The 22,415-nt window shown below is 73.4% G+C and carries 25 protein-coding genes; 12 read left to right on the top strand and 13 right to left on the bottom strand.

The features are described 5' to 3' along the window. Nucleotides 1-11 precede the first annotated feature (11 nt). Nucleotides 12-425 carry a peptidoglycan-binding domain-containing protein gene (locus AQI88_RS36390; RefSeq protein ID WP_067008156.1) on the bottom strand — a complete coding sequence of 138 codons (414 nt, stop codon included), beginning with the start codon at nucleotides 423-425 and terminating at the stop codon, nucleotides 12-14. 349 nt (nucleotides 426-774) lie between these two features. After that, the gene (locus AQI88_RS48085) at nucleotides 775-954 is read right to left on the bottom strand and encodes a hypothetical protein (protein ID WP_067008255.1); all 180 of its coding nucleotides are present in this window, start codon (nucleotides 952-954) and stop codon (nucleotides 775-777) included. 112 nt (nucleotides 955-1,066) lie between these two features. Between AQI88_RS48085 and AQI88_RS36380 the strand changes: the two genes are divergently transcribed. After that, a complete protein-coding gene (locus tag AQI88_RS36380; RefSeq protein ID WP_067008153.1) occupies nucleotides 1,067-2,410 on the top strand; it encodes a helix-turn-helix domain-containing protein in 1,344 nt (447 codons plus the stop codon). Nucleotides 2,411-2,422: 12 nt separating this feature from the next. Here the strand turns inward: AQI88_RS36380 and AQI88_RS36375 are convergent, their stop codons facing one another. From AQI88_RS36375 to AQI88_RS36365, 3 genes are read right to left on the bottom strand one after another with little or no spacing between them, the layout of a single operon-like run. After that, nucleotides 2,423-4,012, bottom strand: a complete 1,590-nt coding sequence (locus AQI88_RS36375) for a transglycosylase domain-containing protein (RefSeq protein WP_244184489.1) — start codon at nucleotides 4,010-4,012, stop codon at nucleotides 2,423-2,425. A gap of 11 nt (nucleotides 4,013-4,023) precedes the next feature. Continuing rightward, on the bottom strand, nucleotides 4,024-4,698 hold the full coding sequence (locus AQI88_RS36370) for a hypothetical protein (RefSeq protein ID WP_067008147.1): 675 nt from the start codon (nucleotides 4,696-4,698) through the stop codon (nucleotides 4,024-4,026). Then, a complete protein-coding gene (locus AQI88_RS36365; protein ID WP_067008144.1) occupies nucleotides 4,695-5,147 on the bottom strand; it encodes a sigma factor-like helix-turn-helix DNA-binding protein in 453 nt (150 codons plus the stop codon). Before AQI88_RS36365 ends, AQI88_RS36370 begins: the two co-directional genes overlap by 4 nt. Before the next feature lie 201 nt (nucleotides 5,148-5,348). Here AQI88_RS36365 and AQI88_RS36360 point away from each other — a divergent pair, with 201 nt between their 5' ends. Together AQI88_RS36360 and AQI88_RS36355 are read left to right on the top strand one after the other, a co-directional pair. Next, a complete protein-coding gene (locus AQI88_RS36360) occupies nucleotides 5,349-5,852 on the top strand; it encodes a SigE family RNA polymerase sigma factor (RefSeq protein ID WP_067008141.1) in 504 nt (167 codons plus the stop codon). After that, nucleotides 5,842-6,591, top strand: coding sequence for a L,D-transpeptidase (locus tag AQI88_RS36355; RefSeq protein ID WP_067008139.1), 750 nt, complete (start codon nucleotides 5,842-5,844; stop codon nucleotides 6,589-6,591). Before AQI88_RS36360 ends, AQI88_RS36355 begins: the two co-directional genes overlap by 11 nt. A gap of 22 nt (nucleotides 6,592-6,613) precedes the next feature. Here AQI88_RS36355 and AQI88_RS36350 read toward each other — a convergent pair whose 3' ends face one another. After that, nucleotides 6,614-7,399 carry a hypothetical protein gene (locus tag AQI88_RS36350; RefSeq protein WP_067008138.1) on the bottom strand — a complete coding sequence of 262 codons (786 nt, stop codon included), beginning with the start codon at nucleotides 7,397-7,399 and terminating at the stop codon, nucleotides 6,614-6,616. A 336-nt stretch (nucleotides 7,400-7,735) separates the two neighbouring features. Here AQI88_RS36350 and thrS point away from each other — a divergent pair, with 336 nt between their 5' ends. Together thrS and AQI88_RS36340 are read left to right on the top strand one after the other, a co-directional pair. After that, nucleotides 7,736-8,950, top strand: coding sequence for a threonine--tRNA ligase (gene thrS, locus AQI88_RS36345; RefSeq protein WP_208615998.1), 1,215 nt, complete (start codon nucleotides 7,736-7,738; stop codon nucleotides 8,948-8,950). Nucleotides 8,951-8,982: 32 nt separating this feature from the next. Next, complete coding sequence (locus AQI88_RS36340) at nucleotides 8,983-9,948, top strand: nucleoside hydrolase (RefSeq protein ID WP_067008134.1); 966 nt, start codon at nucleotides 8,983-8,985, stop codon at nucleotides 9,946-9,948. 65 nt (nucleotides 9,949-10,013) lie between these two features. Here the strand turns inward: AQI88_RS36340 and AQI88_RS36335 are convergent, their stop codons facing one another. Continuing rightward, entirely contained in the window at nucleotides 10,014-10,763 is a 750-nt protein-coding gene (locus AQI88_RS36335; RefSeq protein WP_398698702.1) for a DUF4142 domain-containing protein, read from the bottom strand. 226 nt (nucleotides 10,764-10,989) lie between these two features. On the opposite strand from AQI88_RS36335, the gene AQI88_RS36330 reads away from it, so the two are divergent. The 4 genes from AQI88_RS36330 to AQI88_RS36315 all read left to right on the top strand — a co-directional run bounded on the left by AQI88_RS36330 (nucleotide 10,990) and on the right by AQI88_RS36315 (nucleotide 14,366). Beyond that, nucleotides 10,990-11,697: a DUF6445 family protein gene (locus AQI88_RS36330; RefSeq protein ID WP_067008126.1), complete on the top strand. Its 708-nt coding sequence runs from the start codon at nucleotides 10,990-10,992 to the stop codon at nucleotides 11,695-11,697. Between the two features lie 182 nt (nucleotides 11,698-11,879). Then, on the top strand, nucleotides 11,880-12,590 hold the full coding sequence (locus tag AQI88_RS36325) for a DUF4328 domain-containing protein (protein WP_398698268.1): 711 nt from the start codon (nucleotides 11,880-11,882) through the stop codon (nucleotides 12,588-12,590). A 61-nt stretch (nucleotides 12,591-12,651) separates the two neighbouring features. Continuing rightward, a complete protein-coding gene (locus AQI88_RS36320; protein ID WP_067008123.1) occupies nucleotides 12,652-13,317 on the top strand; it encodes an SDR family NAD(P)-dependent oxidoreductase in 666 nt (221 codons plus the stop codon). Between the two features lie 95 nt (nucleotides 13,318-13,412). After that, on the top strand, nucleotides 13,413-14,366 hold the full coding sequence (locus tag AQI88_RS36315) for an MIP/aquaporin family protein (protein WP_067008120.1): 954 nt from the start codon (nucleotides 13,413-13,415) through the stop codon (nucleotides 14,364-14,366). Between the two features lie 10 nt (nucleotides 14,367-14,376). Here AQI88_RS36315 and AQI88_RS36310 read toward each other — a convergent pair whose 3' ends face one another. From AQI88_RS36310 to AQI88_RS36300, 3 genes are all read right to left on the bottom strand, one after another. Continuing rightward, the gene (locus AQI88_RS36310; protein ID WP_067008116.1) at nucleotides 14,377-14,709 is read right to left on the bottom strand and encodes a winged helix-turn-helix domain-containing protein; all 333 of its coding nucleotides are present in this window, start codon (nucleotides 14,707-14,709) and stop codon (nucleotides 14,377-14,379) included. Continuing rightward, on the bottom strand, nucleotides 14,706-15,170 hold the full coding sequence (locus AQI88_RS36305; protein WP_159050481.1) for a hypothetical protein: 465 nt from the start codon (nucleotides 15,168-15,170) through the stop codon (nucleotides 14,706-14,708). Before AQI88_RS36305 ends, AQI88_RS36310 begins: the two co-directional genes overlap by 4 nt. A gap of 97 nt (nucleotides 15,171-15,267) precedes the next feature. Then, entirely contained in the window at nucleotides 15,268-16,623 is a 1,356-nt protein-coding gene (locus AQI88_RS36300) for a hypothetical protein (RefSeq protein ID WP_244184487.1), read from the bottom strand. Between the two features lie 113 nt (nucleotides 16,624-16,736). Here AQI88_RS36300 and AQI88_RS36295 point away from each other — a divergent pair, with 113 nt between their 5' ends. Then, complete coding sequence (locus tag AQI88_RS36295; RefSeq protein WP_244184486.1) at nucleotides 16,737-17,972, top strand: molybdopterin-dependent oxidoreductase; 1,236 nt, start codon at nucleotides 16,737-16,739, stop codon at nucleotides 17,970-17,972. Nucleotides 17,973-18,303: 331 nt separating this feature from the next. Here the strand turns inward: AQI88_RS36295 and AQI88_RS36290 are convergent, their stop codons facing one another. The 3 genes from AQI88_RS36290 to AQI88_RS36280 form a co-directional block, all read right to left on the bottom strand. Beyond that, nucleotides 18,304-19,032: a class I SAM-dependent methyltransferase gene (locus AQI88_RS36290; protein WP_067008109.1), complete on the bottom strand. Its 729-nt coding sequence runs from the start codon at nucleotides 19,030-19,032 to the stop codon at nucleotides 18,304-18,306. Beyond that, entirely contained in the window at nucleotides 19,029-19,640 is a 612-nt protein-coding gene (locus AQI88_RS36285; protein WP_067008108.1) for a TIGR04282 family arsenosugar biosynthesis glycosyltransferase, read from the bottom strand. Before AQI88_RS36285 ends, AQI88_RS36290 begins: the two co-directional genes overlap by 4 nt. Before the next feature lie 91 nt (nucleotides 19,641-19,731). Beyond that, nucleotides 19,732-20,442 carry a glycosyltransferase family 2 protein gene (locus AQI88_RS36280; RefSeq protein ID WP_067008107.1) on the bottom strand — a complete coding sequence of 237 codons (711 nt, stop codon included), beginning with the start codon at nucleotides 20,440-20,442 and terminating at the stop codon, nucleotides 19,732-19,734. 105 nt (nucleotides 20,443-20,547) lie between these two features. Between AQI88_RS36280 and AQI88_RS36275 the strand changes: the two genes are divergently transcribed. Both AQI88_RS36275 and AQI88_RS36270 read left to right on the top strand, forming a co-directional pair. After that, a complete protein-coding gene (locus tag AQI88_RS36275) occupies nucleotides 20,548-21,297 on the top strand; it encodes a response regulator transcription factor (RefSeq protein WP_067008106.1) in 750 nt (249 codons plus the stop codon). Between the two features lies 1 nt (nucleotide 21,298). Beyond that, the gene (locus tag AQI88_RS36270; RefSeq protein ID WP_067008104.1) at nucleotides 21,299-22,411 is read left to right on the top strand and encodes a sensor histidine kinase; all 1,113 of its coding nucleotides are present in this window, start codon (nucleotides 21,299-21,301) and stop codon (nucleotides 22,409-22,411) included. Nucleotides 22,412-22,415 lie beyond the last annotated feature (4 nt).

The raw sequence follows: 22,415 nt of genomic DNA, 5'->3' as shown, positions 1-22,415 counted from the left end.
GGTCTTCCTGTTCAGTAGTCGCCGGGGATGTAGTTCCAGCAGTAGCCGTGGCCGCCGTAGTAGGTGCCGTTGTAGTAGTCGTCGGTGTAGTTGAGCAGGTAGTGACCGGTCCCGGGGCCGACGACGCCGTCGTCGTCCATGTTGTAGCGGCGCTGGTACCAGCGGACGGTGGCGTCGGTCTGCTGGCCCCAGACGCCGTCTTCGGCGATCTGGCCGTAGGGGGGATCGGAGGGGTACCCGCCATGGGCGATGTACCAGTTGATGTCGTGCTGGATGCACCACACGCCTGCGCCGGAGGTGACGTGCCCGTAGCCGAGGTAGGGCGCGTTCGGGTTGGCGGATGCGGTGGACGTGGTGCCGAGGACGGCGGCGCCGGCGAGGACGAGCGCTGTGCCTGTCTTGGCGAGCTTGGTCGTGAGACTCAAATGCCTGCTCCAGTTCACGGGATTCGGTGCGTCAGTGCGCCTTGTGGGGCGGAGGTGAGATGACGACGACGCTAGGGCGTCAATGGGACGTTTCCGCTGGTTGCGCGGCTCTGGGACGTCCCGTGGAATCCCTGGGACGTCCCGCAATGGAATGCTTGTTCGATACGAGAGTCGCGGAAACGTGTTAGCAGGGCGAGATCACCGTCTGCTCCGAGCCCTCCGGTGACGACTACGCGAAGGGGCCCAAGCACAAGCTCGGCCTGACCGTGCCCATCCCCGCCCCCCTCGGCTTCGAGCTGGACACGGCCGAGTTCTGAGCAGCGCCTGCCCCGGCAGGCAACGCCCCGCCCTACGCGTGGTGTACGGGCGCCGCCTGCTGTGTCTGACCCGTCGGCCGGGGTTCCGCCGCCCGGGCCGGGCCCGCGTTCGCCGCTGTGATCAGGGCCGCCACCGCCACCACCGCCGCGGCCACCCCCCTGGCATACCTTGTCGTCGGGCGTCCGTAAGGGGCGGATGTACGACCGAGCACGGCGACCTCGCAACAAAACAGCGACGTGTTAAGCATGCTTAATCCGCCATTTAACCTAGGGGCTGCCGGACCCTAACGGCAAGGGGTCCCAAGGGAGTTGGGGGAGCAGCGGATGCGGGAGCGAGACGATCCGGAGGTCATCGGGCGGCGCGTACAGCAGCTGCGCACCGAACGCGGGCTGACCCAGCGGCAGCTGGCCGAGCCCGCCTACACGCCCGCCTACATCTCCACCCTGGAGGCGGGCCGGGCCCGCGCCTCCGACGAGGCGCTCCGGCACATCGCCGGCCGGCTCGGCGTCGCCTTCGAGGAGCTGGCCGTGGGCCGGCCCGCCCACCTCGCCACCGACCTCAGGCTGCGCCTCACCGGGGCCCAGCGAGCCCTCGCCGACGGCAGGGCCGAGGAGGCGTCCGCACAGTACGCCGCCCTGCTCGCGGAGGCCGGGACACACCGACTCGCCGCCGAACAGGCCACCGCCCTGCTCGGACTGGGCGAATGCGCTCTGGAAACAGGAGAGTTGGGACAGGCGCGCGAGTACTTCGAGCGGGCCGAGGCCGAACTGGCCGGGGAGTCCCTGCCCGCCCGGGTGCCCGCCGTCCGCGGCCGGGCCGTCGCCCACTACCTCGCCGGCGAACTCCGCTACGCCGTCTACCTCCTGGAATCCGCCCTCGACGAACTCAACCGCGGCGGACTGCACGACCCGGACGCACTGCTGCTCCTCTACGCCGGCATCATCGGCCCCTACATGGACATGGGCGCCCACGCCCGCGCCGCCCAGGCCGCCGAGTTCGCCCTCGCGCTCGCCCCGCAGGCCGGCGACCCCGCGCTGATCGCCCGGATGCACCGGTCCGTCGCCCGCACCCTGCTCGCCGAGGGCAGGGTCGCCGAGGCCGACGCCTCCCTCGCCAAGGCGGCCGAGCTCTACCGCCGGCTCCAGCTGCGCACCGAACTCGCCAACTGCCACTGGATGCGCGGCTACGTCTGCGCACAGGACGGCGAACTGGACCGCGCCGAGGCCGAGCTGCGGCAGGCCCACACCATGTTCTCGGAGACCCGGGCCGCGCTCTACCGCAGCCAGGCCGCGGTGGAACTCGCCGACGTCCTGCACCGGCGCGGCAAGTCGGCGGAGGCCGCGGACCTCCTGGGCGGGGTCCTCGGCGACTTCTCCTCCGAACGCGGCGCCGTCCACGCGGCCGCCGCGCACCGGCTGCTCGGCATCATCGCCGAGGACGCCCGCGACACCGAGGCCGCCGAGGAGCACTACGTCCGCGCCCTCAGCCTCCTGGAACGGGCCGGCGCGGCCGGCGACCTCGCCGATCTGTGCCGCCTCCTGGGCGACCTGCTGCGCCGCACCGGCCGGGTGGAGGCGGCCCTGGACGCCTACCGCACGGGCCTCGGTCACCGCACGGCCCCGGGCACCACGACGCTGGGCCCGGCACCGGCCCAGCCGCCGCTGTGACCTTCCGAAGACTCATCCGGCCCTCGGGGTCGCCGCCTTGGGCGCGAAGACGTCCGACCGGACCCCTGTGGCCAGGTCCCCGGCCGAAGCGGGGAGATGGGCGGGCCTGGCCGGATGGCCCCGCGTGGCCGGATGCTCGGCGAACACGGCGGTGGTCAGGGCGAGTCGGGGGGTGTATGCCGACTGCCACAGGGTCCGGGTGCCGGGGCCCGTGCCCGCGCCGCCGGTGTACGTCGGCAGCGGGCTCGCGACGGCGTACGCCGCCGCGGTCGCGGCCGCGCCGGTGTCCATGACCCGGTGCCGGTCCGGGTGGGCCGTGTAGACGGTGTGGCCGCCCCGGGTGATCCGCTCCACCGTGTACGGCGTCGCGTAGGTGCCGTCGGCCGCCGCCGTCGCGTACGCCGAGGCCACGGCCATCGGCGTCGGTGCCGCGGCGTCCGGCAGCCTGGCCAGCGGGGCGCCGAGCCGCATCCCGGTGAACGGCCGCAGTGCCGTACCGGCCTCCACCGCGCCGGACAGGGCGTCGTTGAAGGGCTGGTGGGCGTAGTCCATACCGCCGTACAGGACGCGGACCGCGCCGTCGCCGGGGACCATGGCGATCACGGCCGCGTGCAGCCGGGTGTCCTTCGGCAGGCTCATCGCGTGCCCGCGCTCGCGCACGCGCTCCGAGACCGCGTACTGCGTGCTCAGGTCGAAGGTCGTACGGACCGTGTAGCCGCCGCGCGCCAGCTGGTCCTGCGAGATACCGAGGCGCCGGGCGGCCTCCGCGGCGGCCGCGTCGATCAGGTACTGGCGCTGGCCGTCCGTGGTGCCGGGCGGGTAGAAGCGGAAGGCCGGGAAGGCGGCCGAGGAGCGTTGCGCGGCCGTGATGCCGCCGGAGGAGCGCATCGCGTCCAGGACCCAGCGCCAGCGCTTCTGAAGTGTTGCGGTGACCTTCGGGTCCGAGCCCGCCCGTTCGTAGTACGTCGGCCGGTTGATGATCGCCGCGAGCGCCGCGCCCTGCGACACCGTGAGGTCCTTGGCGTCCACGCCGAAGTAGTTCCGTGCCGCCGACTGGATGCCCGCCGCGCCCCGGCCGAAGTACACGGTGTTGAGGTAGCCCTCCAGGATCGAGTTTTTGGAGCGGGTGCGGTCCAGCTTGACGGAGATCAGCGCCTCGCGGGCCTTGCGGGTCAGCGACTGCTCGGGGCTCAGCAGGGCGTTCTTCACGTACTGCTGGGTGATCGTCGAACCGCCCTGGCGCTCCCCGCCGGACAGCGTGGACAGGGCCGCGCGGACGACCGCGCTGGGTGAGACGCCCGAGTCCGAGCGGAAGGAACGGTTCTCGGCGGCGATCACCGCGTCCTGGACGTGCCGCGGCACCTGCGCGAGCGCCACGTCCTGCCGGTCCACCGGTCCGCGCCGGCCCAGGTACTCCCCCTCCGCGTCCAAGAAGACCGTGCTCTGGCTCACCGTCTCCGGGTGCGGGGCGGGAACGGCCGTGAGCAGGTACGCCACCCAGACCGTGCCGACGAGCGCGAGCAGGAGCACCAGCAGCCCCACCAGCACACGCCGGACCCAGCGGCCCCGGCGGCGGCGCAGATGCACGACAAGACGCTTCACGAGCCGACGCTTCACGAGCCCACCCCGCCCCGCGCCAGGACCTTGCCGTCCGCGTCGTACACCGTGACCCGGGTGTCCAGCAGCATCCGCTTGTCCTTGGTCACGACGAACCGGGCGGTCGCGTACCAGACGTCCCAGCCCGGGTCGCCCGCCAGCGTGAGCACGGTCCCGAGGACGCGGCCCGACGGCGTGTCCACCTCGACGCGGGCGGCCGGTCCGCCGCCGTGGTGGACGCCGGACAGCAGCAGCCGCCCGTCCACCACCTCCAGCCGGAGGGTGACGGCCGGGGTGCCCGAGGAGAGCCCCGCGACCGGCAGGAACTCGCCCATGCCCCTCGGCTCCGACCAGTGCGCCCCGTCCTTCGTCAGCCACAGCTCCGTCCCGGACGCCGGCCGTACGCGCTCACCGGCCGCCACCACCCGCACAGCCCCCGCAGCCACGGTCCTGCCGGGCGTCACGGGCCCGGACCCGGACCCGTCGGCCAGCCGCCGGCCGACGTAGCCGAGCGGGCCCAGCACCAGCAGACAGCAGGTCAGCAGCGCCGTGATCCGGCGCCGTCGCCGCCGCGTACGCCCCTCGCGCTCGATGGCGGCGAGCGGGACGGGCGTGCGGGGCGTCCCGTCGAGGGCGGAGGTGAAGACCTCGCTCAACTCGCCTTCCAGCGGCTCCAGTTGCCTGTGTTTCATGCTGCCCCCAGGGCCTTCAGCCCCCGTCGTTCGTGCCACTTCACCGCGCCGACCGACCAGCCGAGCATCTCGGCGGTCTCCAGCCGGCCCAGCTCCTCGCCCAGGCGCAGGACCAGCACCACCCGCTGGCGGGCGGGCAGGGTGGCGAGGGCGCGGGCGAGCGGGGTCTTCGGGCCGGGCCCCGTGCGGCGCAGCCGGCGGCCGAGGTGGCGGCGTACCAGCAGCCGTCGTACGTAGAAGTCGGTGTCGTCGCCCGGGATGCGCCGCCAGTGGGCGTACGCGTCGGACAGGGCGGTGCGCGCCAGGGCGTCGGCCTCGGCCGGGTCGCCGGTCAGCAGATGGGCCGTGCGGAGCAGCCGCGGCCAGGCCGCGGCGGCGTAGCTGCCGAATTCGGGGCGGCGCCCGGTGCGACGGCGGGTGCGATGTCGGGTGCGATGTCGGCGGTTCACGTCGGTGCGCTGCCCGCCTTTATGCCGGCCGGCCCGTGCAGGAGGGCACGGGCGGCAAGGCGGTGGTGGTTGGCTCTGGTCGTCATCGGGTTCCCCCTGGGATGTGTTTCGATGTGCGGCGTACGGGACCTGTACGCACCGCGAAGTGGTCCGGGTTGCACGGCGGTTCGGGGAAGTTGGGGCACCGATGGCAGGGGCGGCATGACCGAGGACGAGTTCGACGCGTTCTACGCCGCCGCGTTCCCCCGGCTGACCGGCCAGCTCTACGCCTTCACCGGGGATCACGGCGAGGCGCAGGACGTCGTGCAGGAGGCGTTCGTACGGGCCTGGCACCGGCGGCGCGACTTCCTCGCGGACGGGGCGCCCGAGGCGTGGGTCAGGACCGTCGCGATGCGACTCGCCGTGAGCCGGTGGCGGCGCGCCCGGCGGTGGCTGGAGCTCGTGCGGCGCATCCCGCCGCCGGAGTTCGTGCCCGGGCCCGACCTGGAGCACGCCGCGCTCGTCACCGCGCTGCGCACCCTGCCCGAGGCCCAGCGGATGGCCGTCGTCCTGCACCATCTGTGCGACCTGAGCGTGGAGCAAGTAGCCTCGGAAACCGGGGCCCCGGTGGGAACGGTCAAGGCCCGTCTGGCCCGTGGCCGCGCGGCACTGGCGCGGGTGCTGGCCCCGGGCGAGGGGGAGAGGGAGGGCGACCGTGTCCGATGACCGCCGCTACGACGCCGACCCCCACGACACCGGGTACGCCGGTGAACTGTCCGGTGCGCTGCACACGTTGGCCGCGGAACACCAGTCGGCCCCGCCCGTCCCCGGCGCCGAGATCCGCCGCCTCGCCGTACGACGAGGCCGCCGCCTGCGTACGACCGTCGTGGTGGCCGGGATCGCCGCCGCGGCGGCCCTCGCCGTCACGCTGACCGCCGGCCTGCGCCACGACTCCGGCTCCGTCCGCCGCACCACCCCGGCCACCGGCCCCGGCCTGCACCCCAGCCCGTCCCTCACGCCCACCTCCACTGCGACTCCGGTCGTCGCCGACGCCCTCGTCGACCTCACCCGGATGACGATGACCGTCGACGGGCGCGCCCTGCCCGTCTCCTCCGGCGTGCCGGAACAGCCCACGCCGACCGGCCGGTTCACCGTCTTCGGCAAGTACCGGATACGGCCGCTGAGCACAGGGAACGGCACCGGCGGCAGCGGCGCCGGCGGTGCGGAGGAGCTGAAGGCTCCGTGGGTGATCGAACTGCTCTCCGCGGACAGGAAGAAGACCACACTCATCCTCGCCCTCACCTACGACCCGAAGGCCCCCGGCAGATCTCCCACCACCGGCGGCTGGATCGGCCTGCGCGAGGCCGACGCGAAGTGGCTGTACACGCGGCTGGACAAGGGCTCGGTGGTGCTGGTGACGGGGCGGACGCCCACGGTGGGGGCCTCCCCGTCGGCGCTGTCCTAGGGCCTGATCCGCCGGACGGGCCCTAGACCTGGGCGCGGCCCTGTCTGCGCACATCCGCCAGGTGCAGCGCGCCGATCTGGACGGCCGCCTGGGTCGCGTCGTTCGGTACGTCGCCCAGCCCGCCGTTGGTGAGCGCGAAGGCGTCCTCGCCGAGGCGGACGGCGGCCACGTCCATCGTCAGCACGGCCTCCTCCCCGTCGGACGTCGTGGTGGCGAGGGTGACGCGCAGGCCCTGGCGCACATCCCCGACCTCCGGCAGCGGGGCCTCGGTGACCTGGACGTCCTCGACCAGGTCACCCTCTTCCGTGGCGGCCGTGAACCGGGCGCACCGGACCGGCATCGTCCGCAGCCAGGCCAGCGCGGCGTCGACGTCCGCCGGGCGGCGCGCTGCGATCTGGTAGCGGAGCTGGGCGTCGGTGTCGGCGTCGTCGAGGCCGACGGCGACCCGGGCGGGGGCGCCGAGGAGTTCGTCGGTGTAGAGGGCGTCGAGCAGGCGCTGGCACTCCCCGGCCGAGGTGGTGGCCTTCAGCAGGCCGTCCCGCCAGGTCGCCGCCCCGCGCGTCGCGGTCCAGGGGGCGCCGAGGTCGGCCTCCGTGAGCAGCGCGGCCCGGGCCTGGTCGTCGGTGAGCGTGGATCCGTCGCCGCGGGCGGACTTCTTCGGCTTGGGTGAGGGCGAGTCGATCGTCGGGAGGGGCTGCTGTGCGGTCGGCGGGTGCTCCAGTCCGAGGGTCGCGCAGCCGGTGAGGGTGAGGAGGCCGACGGCGAGAGCGGCGAGCGGGCGGACGCGGGGGCGTATCGCAGCGGTCATCGGGGTGCCTCCTGGGCGGGGCGTGGGGGTGCCTCCTCTCACGGCACCATCGCCCGGTCCCGCCCACCAGCGCTCCGGGCCGTCCGGGTGAGGGGCCGCGGAAAACACGTGGCCTCCGCAACGGCCGCGCTGCTACGGTCCCCCCATGCAGCGCGCCCAGCAGTTCCCGCAGAGCACGACGACGCCGGACACCGTCCCGGCGCGCTGACACCTGACTCAGTCCGAAGCCCCGGGGCGAACGCCCCGGGGCTTCGGCGTGTCCCGGGGTGTTCGCCTCCCTCACCCGAGGAGACCCCCGTGAACGACGGCATGAACGACGGCATGAGCGACGACCGGCTGCCCGACCACCGCCGCATCGGACGCGAACTCGCCCTGTTCGACACCGACCCGCTGATGGGCGCGGGCCTGCCCTACTGGCTCCCCGACGGGGCCGTCGTACGCCACACCCTGGAGGAGTACATCCGGGAGGCGGAACGCGCCGCCGGATACCGGCACGTGTACTCGCCCGCGCTCGGCAAACGTGAGCTGTACGAGACCTCCGGGCACTGGGACCACTACAGCGAGGACATGTACCCGCCGATGAACCTGGGCGCGGAGGAGGTCGTGCTGCGCCCCAGCCTCTGCCCCCACCACGCCCTGATCTACCGCTCCCGCTCCCACAGCTACCGCGAACTGCCGCTGCGCATCGCCGAGTTGGGCACCATGTACCGCGCCGAACGGTCCGGCGTCCTCGGCGGCCTGACCCGCGTCCGCGCCATCCAGCTCAACGACGCCCATATCTTCTGCACCCTCGACCAGGCCGTCGACGAGGCCCGTGCCGCCCTGGAGCTGATCGCCCGCGCCTACGCCGACCTCGGCATCGAGGCCGTACGCCACCGCCTCTCCCTGCCCGGCGAGGGCGGCAAGTACGTCGCCGACCCCGAGCTGTGGCACCGGGCCACCGCGCTGCTGAAGGAGGTCCTCGCCGAGAGCGGGGTGGAGTACGAGGAGGCGGCGGGCGAGGCCGCCTTCTACGGCCCCAAGATCGACGTGCAGATCGCGGACCCGGCCGGCCGCGAGTCGACCCTGTCCACCGTGCAGATCGATTTCCACCAGCCCGCCCGCTTCGACCTGCACTACATCGGCGCCGACGGCGCGAAGTACCGGCCGGTGATGGTGCACCGCAGCATCATCGGCAGCGTGGAGCGGGCCGTGGCCCACCTCATCGAGTCCCACGGCGGGGCCTTCCCGGCCTGGCTCGCACCCGTACAGCTGACCGTGCTGCCGGTCGCCGAGGAGCAGGTGGAGCGGGCGGCGGCGGTGGTCCGGGAGGCGACCGCGCTGGGTCTGCGCGCCGAACTCGCCACCCCCGAACAGGGCACCCTCGGCGCCCGCATCCGCGCCGCCCGCCTGGTCCCGTACCAGGCGGTGATCGGCGACCGGGAGGCCGAGGCGGGCCTCGCGGCCGTACGCCTGAGGGACGGGCGCCGCCCCGGCGCCCTCCCGGTGCCCGAGCTGCTGCGACGCATCACCGATCGGGTGGCGGCACGAGGCACCGAGCTGTGGGACTGATCTAGGGTCGGTACGACGAAAAGGAGTCCGCTGTGACCGGTCAGCCCATTCCTGTGATCATCGACTGCGACACCGGCGTCGACGACGCCCTGGCCCTGCTGTTCGCCGTACGCCACCCGGGCCTGGACCTCAGGGCGGTGACCTGTGTGGCCGGGAACACGGACGTCGACGGGGTGGTCCGCAACACCCTGACCGTGCTGGAGCAGGCGGGCGCCCCCGACATCCCGGTGGCCCGGGGCGCCGCCCGCCCGCTGATCGAGCCGGCCCGTTCGGCCCAGCATGTGCACGGCGCCGACGGCATGGGCGACCTGGGCCTGCCCGCGCCGTCCCGGGCGCCCGCCCCCGTGGACGCCGTGACCCTCCTCCACCGCGAGATCCTGGCCTCCCCGCGTCCGGTCACCCTGATCCCGACCGCACCGCTCACCAACATCGCGCTGCTTCTGCGCACCCACCCGGAGGTGACCGGGAACATCGAGCGGATCGTGTTCATGGGCGGTGCGGTCGCCACCGGAAACGCCACGCCCGTCGCCGAGTTCAACGTCTGGCACGACCCGGAGGCGGCCGCGGTCCTGCTCACCGCCGGGGTGCCGATCACCATGTACGGGCTCGACGTGTTCACCCGGGTCGTCGTCCCGGGCGCGGACGTACGGCGGCTGCGGGCGAGCGCGGAACCGGGCACCCGGCTGGCCGGCGAGCTGCTGGCCCACCGTCCGTCCGCGCCCGAACCCGATGGCGACGACCCGGCCGGCGGCCTCGGCGACGCGGGCGCGGTGTGCGCGGTCGCGGACCCGGCCGGCCTCACCACCCGCCTGCTGCCCGTCGAGGTCTCCCTCGCCCCCGGCCCGACCCGCGGCCAGACGGTCGTCGACCGCCGACCGCGCCCGGGCGAGTCCGAGATCCACGAGGGCACACGTGAACAGGCCCTGGTGGATGTGGGATTGGACGTGGACGTGGACCGGTACGTGAAGCTGTACCTGGACACGGTGGAGCGCCCCTAGGGCAGATCCGACGCGCCGGAGACGGGGGCGTGCGGCTGCGGGCCTCACACCACCGTCCGGCTCGCCTAGCCGACCGTCGAGCTCGGGCTGGGTGCCGGTGAGGCGCCCCCGCCCCCGCCCCCGCCCCCGCCGCCGGTGACACCGTCGATGTTCAACGGGCTGGACGTGGCGTTCGGCGGCGGAGTGAGCACCACCTGCGGCTGGCCCGCGGGCGGGGGCGGCGGGGTCAGGTCGGAGTCGGGCAGCTTCGGCGGGGTGGTCTGCTGGAAGATGGTCTGGTCGAAGTCGACCAGACCCGTCTTCTCCATCACGGTGATGTGGTCGAGCACGGTGTCGTTGGCCTGGTCGGCGAGCGCGCGCACCAGCGAGTTCTTGGTGGTGGAGCGGATCTTCGCGATCGTGTTGAAGATCGAGCCGTGGGTCATCCGCAGGATGTTGGCGAAGTCGGTGTCGAACTGCTTGCCGCTCTCGCCCTTCAGCTGGGTGACGAAGCCCTCCTGCTGGGGGCTCGCCACGTTGGGCAGGGTGACGTTCAGCATGGGCGCGATCTTGCGGCAGCTGGCGTCCAGCGCGGCGTGCCCGTCGACCAGGTGCTTGCTGGCCTCGATGACGCCCTTCGTGGTCCCCTTCTGCAGTCCGATCTGACCGAGCGGGTACTCCCACAGGCCGGCCGCGCGCACCCTGACCACGAAGTCCCGGTCGCCTTCGGTGAGCGGACCCCATTGGGTCTGGGCGATGACCCGGGTCGGCGAGCTGGAGACCGTGTTCAGACCAAGCATGCTCGGGTAGGCCAGCGCGCCGAGGGTCAGGGCCATTGCACCGCCCACGAAGAGAGTTCCCGTCGCGTTCCGCGAAAAGCGCACCGTGCCTCCTGCCCGGCCGTGGATCCCGCCTGCAGGCGGTTCGGACACACAGCAGTACGGATGCGGAGGCGCTTTGTGTCGGTGGGTTCGAGTAAAAGAATCTCCAGTGACCGCAGTTGGTGAAAGATTGACCATCCCTCGGGAGAAGGAAGAGGAAACGCAGGCCTAGATTCGCCGCATGCCCCCACAGCCGCCCCCCGGAATGCGGTCAGGCCGCACCCCGGCTCCCGCCCCCCTCCCCGTCCTGCCCTACCGCAAGCCCACCAAGGGCCGCGACTACTGGGTCCTGGACGACGTACTGCCGGACGTCGACGCCGTACGGGAGCGGTGTCTGGCCAAGGACGACTGGGTGAAGGGCTACCCGTACACCTCGGAGACCTGGCCCGGACTGCGTGCCATGCCCGGCCTGGAACCCGCTGAACTCGGCCGTATCGAACGGCTGGTGAAGAAGGCGACCGGGGCCAAGGAGCTGTGGGTGCAGCAGGCGCCCGGCGGCGGCACCCTCAACCACAACTGCGTCCAGGTGGTCGGCGAGGGCGAGAGCGAGCCCCGCCCGCACACCGACTCCCGCGCGCTGTGCCGGTACGCGGCCGTGCTGTACCTCAACCCGGACGTCCCCAAGGACTGCGGCACCAGCTTCTACCGGCAGTCCCTGCCCGGCGGCCGGCTCGGCGGCAACGTCGTCCAGGCCCCGCACAACAACCTCGTCGAGGCCCTCGGCACCCGTTTCGTCGCCCCGAACGCCTTCGAGGAGGACGTCCGCGTCCCGCACAAGTACAACCGCCTCCTCCTCTACAACGCCAACCTCGTGCACAGCGCGACCGGCTACTTCGGCCAGGAGCTGGAGGAGAAGCGCATGACGGCGGTCTTCTTCTGGATGGCCTGAGCCCGTCCCTGCGGACGCGGCGTCACACCTGATGATTCAGTCCACCAGATCAACTACCGGTTCGCCGGCGGCTGGGGCGGGGCCTGGTCCTATTCTCCTGGAGACGTTCAACATCCTTTACGCCGTGAGGCCTGCTGGCGTGTCCCTGGCAACCGGGGACCGGCGTGCGCCACGATGAGCCGGTGAACGAACAGATGGTCGAGCCTGCTGCTCAGTCCCTCGCCCTGCAGCCCATCCGGTTGTCGGGGCGGTTGACCGCCGGGGCGTTGCTGCTCGCGGGGCTGGCGTGGGTCGTGCGGGGTGTGTGGGAGATCAGGCTGGCCGTGGCGGGGGAGCCTGACTCGGGGCCGCCGGATCAGGGGTACGGGGTGCACCGGCCGCTCAACGGGCTGGAGAACTCGTATCACCTGGTCACGTCCGTCGGGGGTCTCGTCGCCTTTCTGTGTGCGCTGCTCTTTCTCGCCTGGCTGTGGCGGGTGCGGGACAACGCGCGTGCGCTGTCGGGGCAGGTGCCGAAGTACGCCGGGATCTGGGTCTTCCTCGGGTGGATCGTGCCCGTGGCGAGTCTGTGGTTTCCGCGGGGGATCGTCGCCGACGCGTACCGGACCACGGCGCCGGGGCGGAAGCTGCCCGTCTCCGTCAACGTGTGGTGGGGGCTCTGGCTGATCGGGATGCTCGGCGGGGTGGGGATCGTCTACCGCGACTCCACCGACGAGATCATCGCCCGGGCGTACAGCGAGGTGTGGCCGCTGCTCGTGTCCGACGCCGCCGTCGTCGGTGCCGCCGTGGCCGGCGCGTTCGCCGTGCGGGCCGTCACCGCCGTACAGGTGGAGCGGATCCGGCAGGCGCAGGGCGCCGGGTTCGCGGCGGTCGGGGGCGGCAGGCAGGGGTGAGGCCGGGCCGGCGGGTGCCGTGTGAGTGGTGGTGTGCTGCCGTAGGGGCAAGGATTTCTCCATGAGCACCATTGCCATCGTCGGTGCCGGGCCCGGACTCGGGGCCGCCGTTGCCCGGCGGTTCGGGCGGGAGGGGTTCGGTGTCGCCCTCGTCGCCCGGGACCGGCAGCGGCTGGACGAGCTCGTGGACGAGCTTGCGGCCGACCGTGTGACCGCGCGCGGTTTCCCCGCCGATGTGCGCCGGCCGGAGGAGCTGGTGGATGCCTTGGGCGCCGCCGCCGACGCGCTCGGGACCGTCGAGGTGTTGCAGTACAGCCCGGTTCCGCACCGGGACTTCATGCGGCCCGTGCTGGAGACCCGGCACCGGGATCTGTTCGGGCCGATCGAGTTCTCGGTGTACGGGCCGGTCGCGGCGGTGCAGCAGGTGTTGCCGGGGATGCGGAAGCTGGGGCGCGGGACCATTTTCTTCGTCAACGGGGGGACGGCCGCCGTGCCCCATCCCGAGCGGGCCGGGACCTCCATCGCCTTCGCCGCGGAGAGTGCGTACGGGCATCTGCTGCACGACCGGCTCGCCCCCGAGGGGATCCATGTCGCGCAGCTGGTGATTCCGGGGGCCATCACGCCCGGGCACGTGCGCAAGGATCCTGCCGTGCTCGCGGACCTGCTGTGGGGCATGCACCGGGAACGGCACGGGTTCCGGCACTACGCCGACGACCTGGACAGCTGACCGGGCACGCCGGAGATCGGGTCGCCCTGCGTGAAGAGCGTTTGTGGGCCAATATGGTGATGTTGGCCGCATTTGCTCTCTTCAAGGGGGCCTCAATGGCTGTCGAAATACCTGCGCTCATCAAGCCCTCCCGGCTCAGAAGCCGGGGCGGCCTGCTGGGCGAGTGCCTGGCGGAGTTCCTCGGGACCTTCGTCCTCATCTCCTTCGGCTGCGGCGTGGTCGCGATGGCGGTCGCCGCACTGCCCGGCTCGGGCCGTGCGGCGACTCCCACGACGATCTTCCTCGCGGCCGGCGACTGGCTGCTGATCACGTTCGGCTGGGCGTTCGCCGTCGTCTTCGGCGTGTACGTCGCAGGCGGTGTCAGCGGTGCCCATCTGAATCCGGCGGTGACGCTCGCCATGGCCGTGCGCCGCGGGTTCGCCTGGGCCAAGGTCCTGCCGTTCTGGTTCTCGCAGGTGGCCGGGGCGTTCGTCGGGGCGGCGCTGGTCTACCTCGTCTACCACGACGCCATCAGCGCCTACGACCACGCCGTGCCGGGGCCGAAGGTGAACGGGCACACGAACGCCACGTTCTCCATCTTCGCGACCTTCCCGGCGGCGTACTTCCACGGCGGCATCTGGGGCCCGCTGATCGACCAGATCGTCGGTACGGCCTTCCTGCTCATGCTGATCGCCGCCGTCGTGGATCTGCGCAACCAGGCCGTGAAGGCCAACCTCGCGCCACTGATCGTGGGCTTCGCCGTCGCCGCCATCGGCATGTCCTACGGCGCGAACGCCGGCTACGCCATCAACCCGGCGCGTGACTTCGGGCCGCGGCTGTTCACCTACTCGGCAGGCTGGCAGAGCCTGGCGTTCCCGGGGAGCGTCTCGGGCGTGTTCAGCGCCTATTGGTGGATCCCGATCGTCGGGCCGCTGATCGGCGGGACCATCGGGATCCTGGTCTACGACCTGTTCATCGGCGACGTCCTGGTCGTGCGCGCCGAGATGGCCGAGCTGCCCGAGCCCGGCCGGACCCGGCCGGTGAAGGAGGTCGACGAGGAGGAGTACTGATCCCCCTCGGCTATCCCTCCCCGGCCTCCGCTCCCGCCGTGCGGGCCGCCGACGCGATCTCCTCCAGGGCCGCCAGGTGGGCCGCCACCGCCCGGCGGCCCGTGAGGGTCAGGGCGGCCCAGGTGCGGGGGCGCTTGCCCAGGTAGCCCTTGCGGATGGTGACGTAGCCGGTCTTCTCCAGGGCGGAGAGCGTCTTGCTCATGGTCGAGTCGGAGACCTGGCAGTAGTCCCGCAGGACGGCGAACTCCGCCTCGCCGCAGGCGGAGAGGTAGGCGGCCAGCGCCAGGCGGGTGGGGTGGTGGAGTTCGCGGTCCAGGGCGGGGGGCTGGGATGCGCCGCTCATGCCGTGACCGCCCCGGTGGTCCGCAGCAGATGCTCCAGACCGCCTGCCAGGCCGAAGGCCACCAGCCAGCCCGCCGTGCCGTACGGGATCGCGGCCAGCATGCTCACGGCGATGGGGGCCAAGGGGAGCAGCCAGGTCCGCCAGGCGAGCCGTCCGGCCCCGCCGCGGCGGTCGAACCAGCGCGTCACTCCGCCGTGGTGCGCGCCGATCCAGACCAGGGCGAAGAACGCGGCCAGGCTCAGCAGGCCGCCGGTCAGCAGCCACGCCCCCCACTGCGGGTTCCGGTCGGCGAGGCCCATCGCGGTGAAGCCGGCCGCGAAGCACAGGGCCTGGCCGACGGCGTAACCACGCGGCCTGGTCCGTCGGTCGGTCGCCGCGCGTGCCGCGGCCTGGGCTGCCTGTGCGGCGGTGAGCGCGTCCTTCGCCCGCCGTGCGTCCATGGGTGCCCCCGTGCTGTCCATGTGTGTGCCTCCGGTGTGGGAGGGGCGGCCGGTCGTGCCGCGCCCGTACACCGTCATCATGGATAGTACTTTCCAAGAATGCAAGTAATTTCGGATGTCACCAGCCGGTCAGCAGCAGATGGTTGAGCAGCAGGGCGAGGACCGCCTGGGCGCTGAGCCAGGCCCGTGGCCGGGGCAGGTACGCGCACACCGGGAGCAGCCACATCGCGAACGGCAGCCAGATTCGCTCGGTCTCGGCCTTGCTCATCCCGGACAGGTCGGCGATCAGGAGAGCGAGGAGGGCGGCGGAGACGAGGACCGCCAGGCGGACCCCGGCGGGGTCGGGGCGGCGGGCGAGGGAGGTGGCCGTGCGGTGCAGGCCCGCCGCCGTCGCCGGGCCCGTGATCAGGGCCGTACAGGCCAGGTTGGCCCACACCCAGTAGCCGTAGGGGCGGGTGCCGCCGACGCCCTGGTAGTAGCGGGTCACCAGCAGGTGGTACGCCGTCCACCAGTTGAACCCCGCGAGCGTGAACGCCACGGGGACGACGGCGAGTCCGGCGAGCAGGGCCAGGAGGAGCGCGGGGCGGGCACGGACCCCGTCCCGGCCCAGGAGCAGCACCGCCGCGCCGATCAGGGCGATGAGCGTGAGGCCGTACGACAGGTAACCCGTCAGGCCGAGGAGCAGTCCGGAGGCGGCCGCCCAGGGCAGCGAGCGGCGCGTGAGCGCGAGGGCGAGCAGGGCCAGGGACCAGGCGGCGACCGCCGCGAAGTACGCGTCGGCCGACGTGCCCAGCCAGACCGCCGCCGGGGCCAGGACCAGGAACGGGGCCGCGCGGCGGGCCAGGGCCTCGTCCGTCAGGGCCCGTACGGCGACCAGCACCGCCACGCAGGCCGTCGCGCCGAGGATGACGCACCACATCCCGGCCCAGCCGCCGCCCCGCAGCCCGATCCGGTCGAGGAGGACGAAGGTGAGCGTGGCGCCCGGCGGGTGCCCGGCGACATGGGCCGGCCACGGGCTGGGCGTGCCGCTGACGATGTGGTGGGTGAAGTCGCGCAGAGTGGCCGGGATGTCGTGGAAGCGGCCGATGACCCGGAGGTACTCCTCGCGGGTGGTGAGGCGGACCGCGATGCCCTGGTGCCAGCCGTCGACCAGGGCGAGGGAGAGGATCCAGGCCGTCGATGCCGCCCAGGAGGCGGGGAGCAGGGCGCGCCAGGGCAGGCGGGCGGCCAGCGGCGGCCCGTACGCCACCGTGGCCGCCGCGAGCAGGACGGCGGCCGGGGTGCCGGGACCCACGTGCGGGTCCCACTCGGCGAACACGGGCGGCCAGTGCACGAAGAGGGTGTGGCGGGTGAACTGGATGTGGCGGCCGATCAGTACGGCCGCCGTCACGAGCAGGGTGGCGGCCGCGGCGGCGTACAGGTCGCGGCGCGTGTCGTGGGAGGAGCGTGGGGCGCAGGGGCGGGAGCGGATCACACTGGCACGCTAGGCCGCACGGCCCTGCGGGGGCCTTCGTACGGGCCGGACGTCAGCGTTTCGTCATGGGTTGCGCACGCTTTCCGGGGCGTTTCGCGGCTTACGGTCGGGGCATGCGCGACCATCCCCGGCTTCCCACCTCCCCCGGTTTCTGGCGCAGCCCCCTGCGCGGCCCCTGGTTCACCTCGGTGCTCGGCCTCGTGCTGCTGGCCGGCATCACCGTGCTGTTCCTGACCGGCCTGGTGTCGTACGCGGCCTACAACCCGGACTTGTCCCGGGTGAACGACACGACCCCGGACAAGGGGATCCTCGGCTTCTACCTCTTCGCGTGGCCGACCGGCCCGGTGTGGCTGTACCGCTTCACCCAGGGCGTCCACGTCACCCTCGGCATCACCCTGATCCCGGTGCTGCTGGCCAAGCTGTGGTCGGTGGTGCCGAGGCTGTTCACGCTGCCGCCGGCCCGCTCCCTCGCGCACGCGCTGGAGCGGATCTCGCTGCTCCTGCTGGTCGGCGGCGGGCTGTTCGAGTTCACGACCGGGGTGCTCAACGTCCAGCTGGACTACGTCTTCCCGGGCTCCTTCTACCCGCTGCACTTCTACGGCGCCTGGGTGTTCTTCGCCGCGTTCGTGGCCCATGCCGTGCTGAAGACACCGGCGGCGGTGCGGACCGTACGGCGGCGGCTGCGCGAGGAGGGCGACGACCTGGTCGCGCCGGACCCCGGCCCGCCCACGGTCTCCCGGCGCGGCGCGCTGTGGCTGGTCGGCGGCGGCTCGCTGCTGCTGTTCCTGACCACGGTCGGGCAGAGCCTGGGCGGACCCTTCCGGCGTACGGCCCTGCTCGCACCGCACGGCGGGAAGGATCCCGGCGGCGGCCCGAACGGCTTCCAGATCAACAAGACGGCCGCGTACGCCGGGATCGCCGCTGCGGAGACGGGGGAGGAGGCGTGGCGCCTCGTCGTCACCGGGCGCACCGGGACCGTGCGCCTCAGCCGCGCCCAGCTGCTCCGACTCCCCCTGTACAGCTCGTCGTTGCCGATCGCCTGCGTGGAGGGCTGGTCGACCGCCGACCAGTGGTGGCGCGGGGTGCGGCTGCGCGACCTCGCGGCGCTCGTCGGGTACGACGGCGACCCGCCGGACGTGTTCGTGGAGTCCCTCCAGCGGCACGGCGCCTTCCGCCGCGCGGCCCTGCGGTCCAACCAGGTGGCCGACCCGCGCTCCCTGCTCGCCCTGTACGTCAACGGCGAGCCCCTGTCCCCCGACCACGGCTACCCGGCGCGGATCATCGTGCCCGCAGCGCCCGGTGTGCTCAACACCAAGTGGGTGGCCCGGCTGACCTTCGGAGATCTGTGATGCGGCCCCGTCTTCCGGTCGGCAGCCCGTTCCAGCTGCTGCTGTTCGTCTGTTCGTTCGCGCTCGCCGGGTACGCCGGGGTACGGCTGCTCTCCGGTGACTGGCTCGGGGTGGCGCTGTGGATCGTGGGGGCCGCCCTGCTGCACGACCTCGTCCTGCTGCCGCTGTACGCGGCGGCGGACCGGGCGGTCGTGGGCGGGCTCGACGCGGCCCACCGGCGCGCGTGGGTGCCGTATGTGCGGGTGCCGGCCGTGCTGTCGGGGCTGCTGCTGCTCGTGTGGTTCCCGCTGGTCTTCGATCTGGCGGACCGGCGCTACCGCTTGGCCACCGGTCAGTCCGCGGACGTCTTCCTCGCCCGCTGGCTGCTGATCACCGCCGTGCTCTTCGGCGGCTCGGCGCTGCTGCTGGCGGTGCGGGGGCGCAGGGCGGCGAAACGGCGCTCGCCGGCCGTCCACTGAGCGGCCGTCAGCCATCCGGCCCGGTCCGCGAGCCGGAGCAGGGCGGGGGTGCCGATCCGGGCCCACGGGAACGGGTCGCCGACGGCCTCTCGTCCGGGGGTGACGACCTGCACTTCGGTGCGCTCGTCCACATCCGGACGTTCGGTCTCGGCAATCAACAGCCCACCGGGGCGAAGGAGTTGATGCATCCGGTGGAGCAGGGTGCCGGGGTCGCCGCCGATGCCGATATTGCCGTCCATGAGCAGGACGGTGCCCCAGCGGCCCTCACCGGGCAGCGGATCGAAGACCGAGCGGCGCAGCGCCTGACCGCCGACGGTGAGGGTGCGGGTGACGGCGGCCTCGCTGACGTCGACACCGAGGGCGGTACGGCCCCGGGCGGCGAGTTCCGCCACCAGCCGGCCCGGACCGCATCCGACGTCCAGGACCGCGCCCTCGCAGCGGTCCAGCACCGCCCTGTCCGCGGCGTCCGCGTCGGCGCACCAGCGCTCCACCTCCAGCGGCAGCAGCCAGCCGTCGGTGCGGCGCAGGAACAGCGGGCCGCGGCCGGTGCGGAGCGCGTCCGCGTACGGATCGGAGACGGCCCAGGCGGCCGGGGCGCTCATCGGGCGGCCGTACAGTCGGCCAGCCGTGCGGCGAAGGCGCCGTGCGGGGCGAGGGCGGCTACGGCGCGGGCGTCGGCGACGGTGTCCACGTCCCGCAGCCGGGGCAGGTCCCGCACCCGCAGCCCGGCGGCGACCAGCCGCTCCCGCTGCACGGCCCCGGTCACCGGCGTAGACATGGGCACGCCCCGCAGCAGCGCGGGCTCGGGCCGGGCCAGGCCCAGCGCCCAGAAGCCGCCGTCCTCGGCCGGGCCGAAGTAGGCGTCGCAGTCCGCGAAGTCCACGGTGAGCAGGTCCGGGGTGACCTGCGGGGTGTCCATGCCGATCAGCAGGGCCGGGCCGCAGCAGCGGGCGAAGGCGTCGGCGAGCCGGGCGTCCAGGCCGCCCGCGCACTGCGGTACGACGTCGAAGCCGGGCGGCAGCCAGGGGCCTGGCCGGCCGTCGAGCACGAGCACCCGGCGGGTGGCCGGGGTCTCGGCCACCGCGCGCAGGGTGTCGGCCAGCGCGGCCTCGGCGAGGGCGGCGGCCTGCTCGGGCGTGAAGGGCGGAGTGAGCCGGGTCTTGACCCGCCCGGGCCTTGGCTCCTTGGCGATGACGAGGAGGGTGGTCATGTGGGCCTTTCTTGCCTGGCGACCGGAGTTGGGGCGGGGCGGGGCGGGTCTCGCTTGCCCGCGCCCCGCCGGGCGGCACGACTGCCCGCAGCTAGGAGCGGACGACGGGAGGCTCGTTCAGCACATGGGACATGTCCCGTACCGCCTGCCACGTGCCACGCCAGGTGCCGGTGACCTTCGAGGTGCCCGTGCGGGGCAGGTACGGGACGTCGTGCTCGGTGATGCGCCAGCCCGCGTCGGCGGCGCGCACCACCATCTGCAACGGGTAGCCGCTGCGCCGGTCCGTGAGGCCGAGGGCGAGCAGGGGGGTGCGGCGGGCGGCGCGCAGGGGGCCGAGATCGTGCAGGCGCAGCCCGGTGCGGCGGCGCAGGAGGCGGGCGAGCGCGAGGTTGCCGGCGCGGGCGTGGGCCGGCCACGCCCCCCAGGTCTGCGGGCGGCGCCGGCCCAGCACCAGGTCGGCCTCGCCGGCCCGGAGCTCGCGGACGAACGGAACCAGCTGCGCGGGGTCGAGGGAGGCGTCGCAGTCGCAGAAGCACACCACCTCGGCGGTGGCGGCCAGCAGTCCGGCGTGGCAGGCGGCGCCGAAGCCCCGCCGCTCCTCGCGCACCACCGTCGCGCCGAGGGCGCGGGCGAGGTCGGCGGAGCCGTCGGTGGAGCCGTTGTCGACGACGAGGGCGCGCCAGCCGGCCGGGATACGGGCGAGTACCCAGGGCAGGGCCTCGGCCTCGTTCAGGCAGGGCAGTACGACATCCACGTCGGAGGAGTGCGAGAAGGAGGCGGAGGTGGTCGTCACGGCGTTCACCCTACGAAGCCGAATCGGGACAAAGCAGGCATCGGCTCCTTACGAAACGCGGACGTCGGAGCCCTGGCCGAGCCTTCGTGGTGGCGCGGTGCCAAGGTGGAAGACATGCAGCAGCCGTACGCATCACCGCCCGCCGCGCCGCAGGCGGACGCCCGGGGCCGGATCCTCGTCGTGGACGACGACCCGACCGTCGCCGAGGTCGTCGCGGGATACCTGGACCGCGCCGGATACGCCGTGGACCGGGCCGCCGACGGCCCGGCCGCCCTCGTCCGGGCCGCCGCACACCGCCCCGACCTGGTGGTGCTGGACCTGATGCTGCCCGGCATGGACGGCCTGGAGGTGTGCCGGCGGCTGCGCGAGCACGGTCCGGTGCCGGTGGTCATGCTCACCGCGCGCGGCGACGAGGACGACCGCATCCTCGGCCTGGAGGTGGGTGCCGACGACTACGTCACCAAGCCGTTCAGCCCGCGCGAGCTGGTGCTGCGGGTGGAGTCGGTGCTGCGCCGCGCCCGGCCGGCCGTCCCGCGCGGCCCGCTCGGCGCGGCCGGCCTGACGGTCGATCCGGGTGCCCGCCGCGCCACCAAGAACGGCACCGACCTCGCCCTCACCCTCCGCGAGTTCGACCTGCTCGCCTTCTTCCTGCGGCACCCGGGCCGGGCGTTCGGCCGGGAGGAGCTGATGCGGGAGGTGTGGGGCTGGGACTTCGGCGACCTGTCGACCGTCACCGTCCACGTCCGCCGCCTGCGCGGCAAGGTCGAGGACGACCCCGCCCGCCCCCGGCTCATCCAGACGGTGTGGGGCGTCGGCTACCGCTTCGACCCCACGGGAACCGACACCGGAACGGAGGGCGACTGACGTGCGCGACACCCTTCTCATCGCCCTCTACGCCTTCCTCGGCGCCGCCGCCACCGGCCTCGCCGGAGCCGCCCTGCTGCGTCTGATCCGCCGCCGCTCGCTCATCACCTCCATCGCCGTGGTGGCCGCCGTCGGCGTCGTCGCCATGCTCGCCGGAACCATGGCCGTGGCCCAGGCGATGTTCCTGTCCTCCCACGACCTGAGGGTCGTCACCACCGTCGTCGCCATGGCGGCCGTCGTCTCCCTGGCAACTGCCCTGCTGCTGGGCCGCTGGGTCGTCGCCCGCAGCCGTGAACTCGCCGACGCCGCACGCCACTTCGGCGACGGCGGCGCCTTCGCCGCGCCCGCCGCCCCGGCCACCGCCGAACTGGACGCGGTGAGCCGGGAACTGGCCGCCACCAGCGCCAGACTCGCGGCCTCCCGTGAGCGGGAGCGGGCCCTGGAGACGTCCCGGCGGGAACTCGTCGCCTGGATCTCGCACGACCTGCGTACCCCGCTCGCCGGGCTCCGCGCGATGTCGGAGGCCCTGGAGGACGGTGTCGCCGCCGACCCCGACCGCTACCTCAAGCAGATCCGCACCGAGGTGGAACGCCTCAACGACATGGTCGGCGACCTCTTCGAACTCTCCCGCATCCATGCCGGGACGCTCCCGCTCAGCCCGGCCCGCATCTCCCTCTACGACCTGGTCGGCGACGCCCTCGCGGGCGTCGGCCCGCTCGCCCGTGAGAACGGCGTGCGGCTGGTGGGGGACGGGGTGGAGCCGCTGCCGGTGGAGGTCGACGGCAAGGAGATGAGCCGGGTGCTGGCCAACCTGCTGGTCAACGCCATCCGCCGGACCCCCGCCGACGGCACGGTGGCGGTCGCCGCCGAGCGCGCGCCCGAGGGCGTGGTGCTGTCGGTGACGGACGGCTGCGGCGGCATCCCCGAGGAGGACCTGCCCCGTGTCTTCGACACCGGCTGGCGGGGCACCGACGCGCGCACGCCGCCGGCGGGTGCGGGGCTCGGCCTGGCGATCGTCCGGGGGATCGTCGAGGCCCACCAGGGCCGGGCGACCGTACGCAACATCCCGGGCGGCTGCCGCTTCGAGGTGACCTTGCCGGCGGCGGGGGCGTGAGCAG

It is taken from the genome of Streptomyces cellostaticus, assembly GCF_001513965.1.
GTDB lineage: Bacteria > Actinomycetota > Actinomycetes > Streptomycetales > Streptomycetaceae > Streptomyces > Streptomyces cellostaticus.
Note: the sequence above shows the minus strand (reverse complement) of the source record. Positions and strands in the feature narration are given on the sequence as shown.